The 5,071-nt window shown below is 43.0% G+C and carries 5 protein-coding genes; 2 read left to right on the top strand and 3 right to left on the bottom strand.

Annotated features, from left to right (window positions below; translation table 11 throughout):
* Positions 1–530: 530 nt before the first annotated feature.
* Entirely contained in the window at positions 531–1,451 is a 921-nt protein-coding gene (locus Q0241_RS10890) for an NADP-dependent oxidoreductase (RefSeq protein WP_299377253.1), read from the bottom strand.
* A gap of 102 nt (positions 1,452–1,553) precedes the next feature.
* On the opposite strand from Q0241_RS10890, the gene Q0241_RS10885 reads away from it, so the two are divergent.
* Positions 1,554–2,147 (top strand): TetR/AcrR family transcriptional regulator, encoded by a 594-nt coding sequence (locus Q0241_RS10885; protein ID WP_299377251.1) that lies wholly within the window; start codon positions 1,554–1,556, stop codon positions 2,145–2,147.
* A 33-nt stretch (positions 2,148–2,180) separates the two neighbouring features.
* On the opposite strand, the gene Q0241_RS10880 is transcribed toward Q0241_RS10885, so the two are convergent.
* Positions 2,181–2,432 (bottom strand): DUF1289 domain-containing protein, encoded by a 252-nt coding sequence (locus Q0241_RS10880; RefSeq protein ID WP_299377249.1) that lies wholly within the window; start codon positions 2,430–2,432, stop codon positions 2,181–2,183.
* 211 nt (positions 2,433–2,643) lie between these two features.
* Here Q0241_RS10880 and Q0241_RS10875 point away from each other — a divergent pair, with 211 nt between their 5' ends.
* The gene (locus Q0241_RS10875) at positions 2,644–4,305 is read left to right on the top strand and encodes an adenylate/guanylate cyclase domain-containing protein (RefSeq protein WP_299377247.1); all 1,662 of its coding nucleotides are present in this window, start codon (positions 2,644–2,646) and stop codon (positions 4,303–4,305) included.
* Positions 4,306–4,322: 17 nt separating this feature from the next.
* Here the strand turns inward: Q0241_RS10875 and Q0241_RS10870 are convergent, their stop codons facing one another.
* Entirely contained in the window at positions 4,323–4,787 is a 465-nt protein-coding gene (locus Q0241_RS10870) for a tetratricopeptide repeat protein (protein WP_299377245.1), read from the bottom strand.
* Between the last annotated feature and the right edge of the window lie 284 nt (positions 4,788–5,071).

The following is a 5,071-nucleotide window of genomic DNA, read 5'->3' as shown; positions in this document are numbered from 1 at the left end:
GTTGAATAGGATATGACAGCTGCAAATCCAAGGATAACCATAATTGCTGTCAATCCAACAAGCCTGAAGCTCAGGCTTTGGAAGGCATTCTTCATGTTTTTTACCTGTGTTTGTTGATGGTCATCATCTTCTTAATTGTGCGATGATCCATCTGTACGGGAAAGTTTAAGAACAGGCAGTCTTAGGGGGAAAAGACTAAGAAAGCGTTTAATTTAAACGTAATAATTGTATTTATTTCTGTGCGAGAGAATTGAGAGTGGTTTTATTCACATCACGACCAAGTATTTCGTCCTGTTTTCCCTTGGCTCAAAGTGGATTGGCTCTTTCAAAAATAAAATCTCGAAGTCAGTCACGCTATCCTTGGTAGAGAGGGTTTTGTTCTTTTGGAACATAATTATTAATCTACAAGAATTCGATCTTATTCATTTGAGAACATCATTTCCCAAAAGTTCCAGATACGAGGGGCCCATAAAAAGCTGGTAACAGGATCTGATACATTAACGCAGATCCTGTTGATATGATGGTTGTAATTACCAGTTCAAAATAATGCGTCCGCGTTTACCGCTTTTTTGTAAATGTCTGAAAGCCTCATTGTAATTGTTAAAGTTATATACCTCTTCAATAACTGGGACGAGGGATTTGCTTGTTAATAGAGTTTCGACTGATTCCAGGCGATTTGTATCGCCATGCATTACCATCAGGTATGCGACGTGTTGGTCTTCTGATGTACCTCCATTCTGATCGTCTGGCAGTGCCGGAATAAACTTCCCTGAAGCGCTCAGGAGAGAGCGACAGTCATCAAGGGTGAAACGAGTTGAAAAATCAAGAATGAGGTCGTAATTACCCTCAAGATCGTTAAGAGATTTTTCAACATATTCATATGCTTTATGAGCACCAAGTTCCTTTAGGAACTCCACATGCCCCTTTCCGACAAGCGCAGTGATCTGGTGGTTTCTTTGCTTTGCCAGTTGTGTTGCATATACGCCAACGCCGCCAGAAGCTCCGATAATCAAAACGTTCAAATCAGAAGGTTTAGGGGCAAGATCTTCGTATATTGATAAAGATGTTAGAATACCAATAGGAAGTGCGGCAGCTTCTTCAAAACTCAGACCTGTGGGTATTGCTGATATATACTCCTCGGGTAGGGTGATATATTCAGCGTGGGTTTTACAGCCCGTTATTAGGTGCGCATAGCCATAGACGCGTTCGCCAATGTTGAATTTGTTACCTTGCGTTTTTATTATACCAGAGAACTCAAGCCCAGTTTGGACGGCTTGGTCAAAGCCATATTCTTTAAAATAGTTGTCATAGATCCCGGCCGCGCTTTCCATGTCATAGGGATTAGCTGATGCGCTGTGGACCTTGATAAGAACTTCGCCTTTGCCCGGTTCGGGCTTTTTTAAGTCGCTGTTGTAAGTAATAGTTTTTTCCTTGACGATTAAGCCTTTCATGACTTCCCTCGTAGTATATGTTGAATGAAGAATATTATTTAGGTCTAATGACCTAAATTTCAAGAAGACTTCTGAAGAAATAACTTTGGTAGGGTGTGGCGAGTGCCGAAATCAAGAGAACAGCAAAATAATTTGAAGCGAGAGGCAATCGCCGCGGCAACACTATCCCTTCTCGATGAATGCGGCGGAGAAGGGTTGTCCATGCGTCGGGTCGCTGAAAAATCCGGGATAAGCCTTGGTAATTTACAATATCATTATAAGAACAAGGAAGAGCTTTTAAGTGCGATACTTGACGACTTCCTTAAACAATATCTGGCTGAGAACTGGGGGGAGCAAAAGAGTAACTCTTTGGAGCATACTTTTCTGAGAATCCTGACGCACAGTAGTTTTGATAGCTGCGCAATTGTTTTTAAAGAACTGTGGTCTTTGTCAACACGGCATGAAGCAATAGACGACATGCTTGTCGGCTTCTATCGGCAAACACATAGGTTTTTTTGTCAGATCCTTGCCTCGTCTTGCAGCTCATCTGTCGGACAAGACAGGATTACGCGGACGGTAAACATTCTGATGCCGTTTTTTGAAGGGTATTGTGTCACTAAAAAAGCCTTGCGGTCCGATCCCGAAATTCTGGCGCAGGATCTGGCGTCATTCGCGGAAAACCTTATGGAGACGGAAAGCTTCAGGAAGAAAAGCTAAGTGTGGCTTTCAGTTGCAATTAGGGACATTGAATTAAGCAACCATGCCTGTTCGTCTTTGGTCGATTGATTCCAAAAGCTCCTGTTTTTCTTCCCCAGTCATAATGACCCAGTCTCTTATTTCGTCAATTGTACGGTGGCAACCAATGCAAAGCTGTGTCAGATCATCCATCTGACAGACCGAAGTACAAGGGGAGGGAATAGAGGAATCAAGCTCTTGGAGAAGCTTTTCGCGCCGCTTTTTACGGCGTGCGGTTCTTTCTTCACGGGATAATCTTGATGACACGATACTTTTTTCCTGCACTGGATATCATTCCTATTCCCTATTATCCTACTCAGCTATTAATTAATTACTCGTTCTTTTCGCGACAAGAACTTATAACTAGAACGACAAAAAGCCCGGATGTTTGAGGTAAAGTGCATGTATTAACTGCAATATTACCTGTATCCAAGGGGTGGAATGATAAAGTCGGGATAGAGAATAGGGATAAAACTACATGGTTCGGACAATCCGTCTCTATGGTGGGCTTGTACTTTTTATTTATATACTAACCCATCTGTTGAACCATGTTCTTGGTCTTCATTCTATTGAGGCTATGGATGAAGGGCGCAAAGCCTTTTTGGCATTGTGGCGTAATCCTATTGGGACCGTACTGCTATATCTTTCTCTGTCCTCTCACATGGCGCTTTCTATGTGGGGTGTTTATCAACGCCAGCATCTACATATGAAATTCTGGGAAATGGCCCAACTGTTGTCTGGGTTACTCATTCCTTTCTTGTTGATCCTGCATATTTTAGGGACACGGTTTGCGCATGAAATATATGGGGTAGAGGATAACTATTTTTATGTGCTCTATGCCTTGATTGTTTACAATATTGATACGGGTCTGCGACAAGCATTATTAATGATTTTAGGGTGGGTTCATGGCTGTGTTGGTATCCACTATTGGCTAAGATATAAGCCTGCTTATGAAAACTATAAGTCGCTGGCGCTTTCGTTTGCGGTTGTTATTCCTGTTCTTTCCATGTCGGGGTACTATGTTGCGAGCCTTGATATCCTCAAACTCGCTGATGATCCTCAATGGCTAAAAGCATTCTTTGGCGTGTACAACCTGCCTACGGCGGAAGAAGCTCAAGAAATATATGATCTTGAAGGGATCGTTCAGTTTGCGTTTGCAGTGCTGATTGTTGTCGTGATCATTGGGCGGTGGGCACGGTTTGCGATTCAGAGATGGCAAGGTACCTTTAAAGTTACTTACCCAAATGGAAAAGCATTTCGAGCGATAAAAGGTACCAGCCTACTTGATGTAAGCCATTTGAATAATATACCCCATGCTGCGGTTTGCGGGGGTAAGGGGCGTTGTTCGACTTGTCGTGTACGGGTTGGTACCGGGTTGGATCAATTGCCTGAAAGTGAAACTGGTGAGCTTAAGGTGCTTACCCGGATTGGGGCGTCAGGCAACATGCGGTTGGCCTGTCAGACCTATCCTATTGCTGATCTTGAAATGACACCATTGTTACCTGCTCAAAGCGGCTTAAAAGCTGCACGACGTCAACACAGTTCAATTGCACAGGGACAGGAAAGAGAGATCGCAATCCTATTTGCGGATATAAGGGGTTTTACAACTCTGTCTGAAAAGAAACTTCCCTACGATATTGTTTTTATTCTTAATCGTTATTTTGAGGCGATGGGAACGGCGGTGGAAGAGTCCGGGGGGCGTCTTGATAAGTTTATTGGCGATGGTGTGATGGCACTTTTTGGCATTGATCGTGGTGTTGAGACTGGATGCAAAAATGCGTTACGCGCTGCGCGTCGAATGGCGGAAAAATTAGATGAACTTAATGCACACCTTGCCCATGAATTGCCGGAACCCCTTCGCATAGGTATCGGTGTTCACACGGGGGCTGTTATCGTGGGTGAGCTCGGCTGGGGGCAGGCGACGTCGATTACAGCGATTGGCGATGCTGTGAATACAGCCAGTCGCCTAGAAGGCATGACCAAGGATTTAAAATCACAGCTTGTGGTGTCTCAGCCGCTCGCAAAAATCGCGGGGGTCGATTTAAGTGATTTTCCCCGGCAACATATTCAGGTCAGAGGTCGACAGGATGGGATGGATATTTGGTCCCTAAAAAGTGCAAAGGATTTACCGAGGATCTGAGTTTAAGGCTAAAATGCTTATTGAGTTTTTTCATAAGCTTCAATTGCTTCTTTGAGCGAGGTGTATTCGTCACATCCAAAAGTACAGCTTTTATCCAATACTGCCAGACGTTCTTTGGCTTTGTCAGGATTGTTTAATTCCAGATATAGCTGACCAAGATACTCATTGGCCCCTCGATGACGCGGGTTCAGATCAAGTGCTTTGGTATAGTAGTCGAGCGCAACATCTTTGTTTCCCATTTTTCGCTGGCTGTAACCAAGCATGTTATAGGCATCTGCATTATCTGGTTCAGCTTTTATTGCCTTTTGCAGCAAAGGTTGAGCATCACTGTATTTTTCATCTTCAATCAGCTCTATCGCATTTTTGAGGTCTTTGTTGGAATTGCTGCTCCAGCTACCACTACCGGCGGCCAAGCTTTGGCCTGTTACACCCAAAATAAAACCGCTGAGAGATAGTGCGAGGGTAAATGCCTTGATCTTCATGTGTTGTATTCCTTTGTATTCATCCAATTGTACTGGGTATTTAATACAATTGTGCTGGGTGTTATTGTTTTATTGCCCTATAGTTATGATTGTAGGTTTTTTGTAGAATTTCAATGATCTATTGATCACATTATTCTGACATAAAAATAATGAATAAAATTCTGCTTCAAGTGTTTAAGCCTTCTTGCCCTCTATAGTAGGGCATAATTTGGCGTTAGTAAGATCCGACTTGCCATTCTAGCAAGTTCGAGTTTTCAAAATAGATTCTTTATAGAAGAGAAATA

It is taken from the genome of uncultured Kiloniella sp., assembly GCF_937128705.1.
GTDB lineage: Bacteria > Pseudomonadota > Alphaproteobacteria > Kiloniellales > Kiloniellaceae > Kiloniella.
Note: the sequence above shows the minus strand (reverse complement) of the source record. Positions and strands in the feature narration are given on the sequence as shown.

Bases quoted from the DNA above. Each gene is read 5' to 3' on its own strand.
- Q0241_RS10890 (WP_299377253.1), bottom strand. From the start codon at position 1,451: ATGAAAGGCTTAATCGTCAAGGAAAAAACTATTACTTACAACAGCGAC.
- Q0241_RS10875 (WP_299377247.1), top strand. From the start codon at position 2,644: ATGGTTCGGACAATCCGTCTCTATGGTGGGCTTGTACTTTTTATTTAT.
- Q0241_RS10870 (WP_299377245.1), bottom strand. From the start codon at position 4,787: ATGAAGATCAAGGCATTTACCCTCGCACTATCTCTCAGCGGTTTTATT.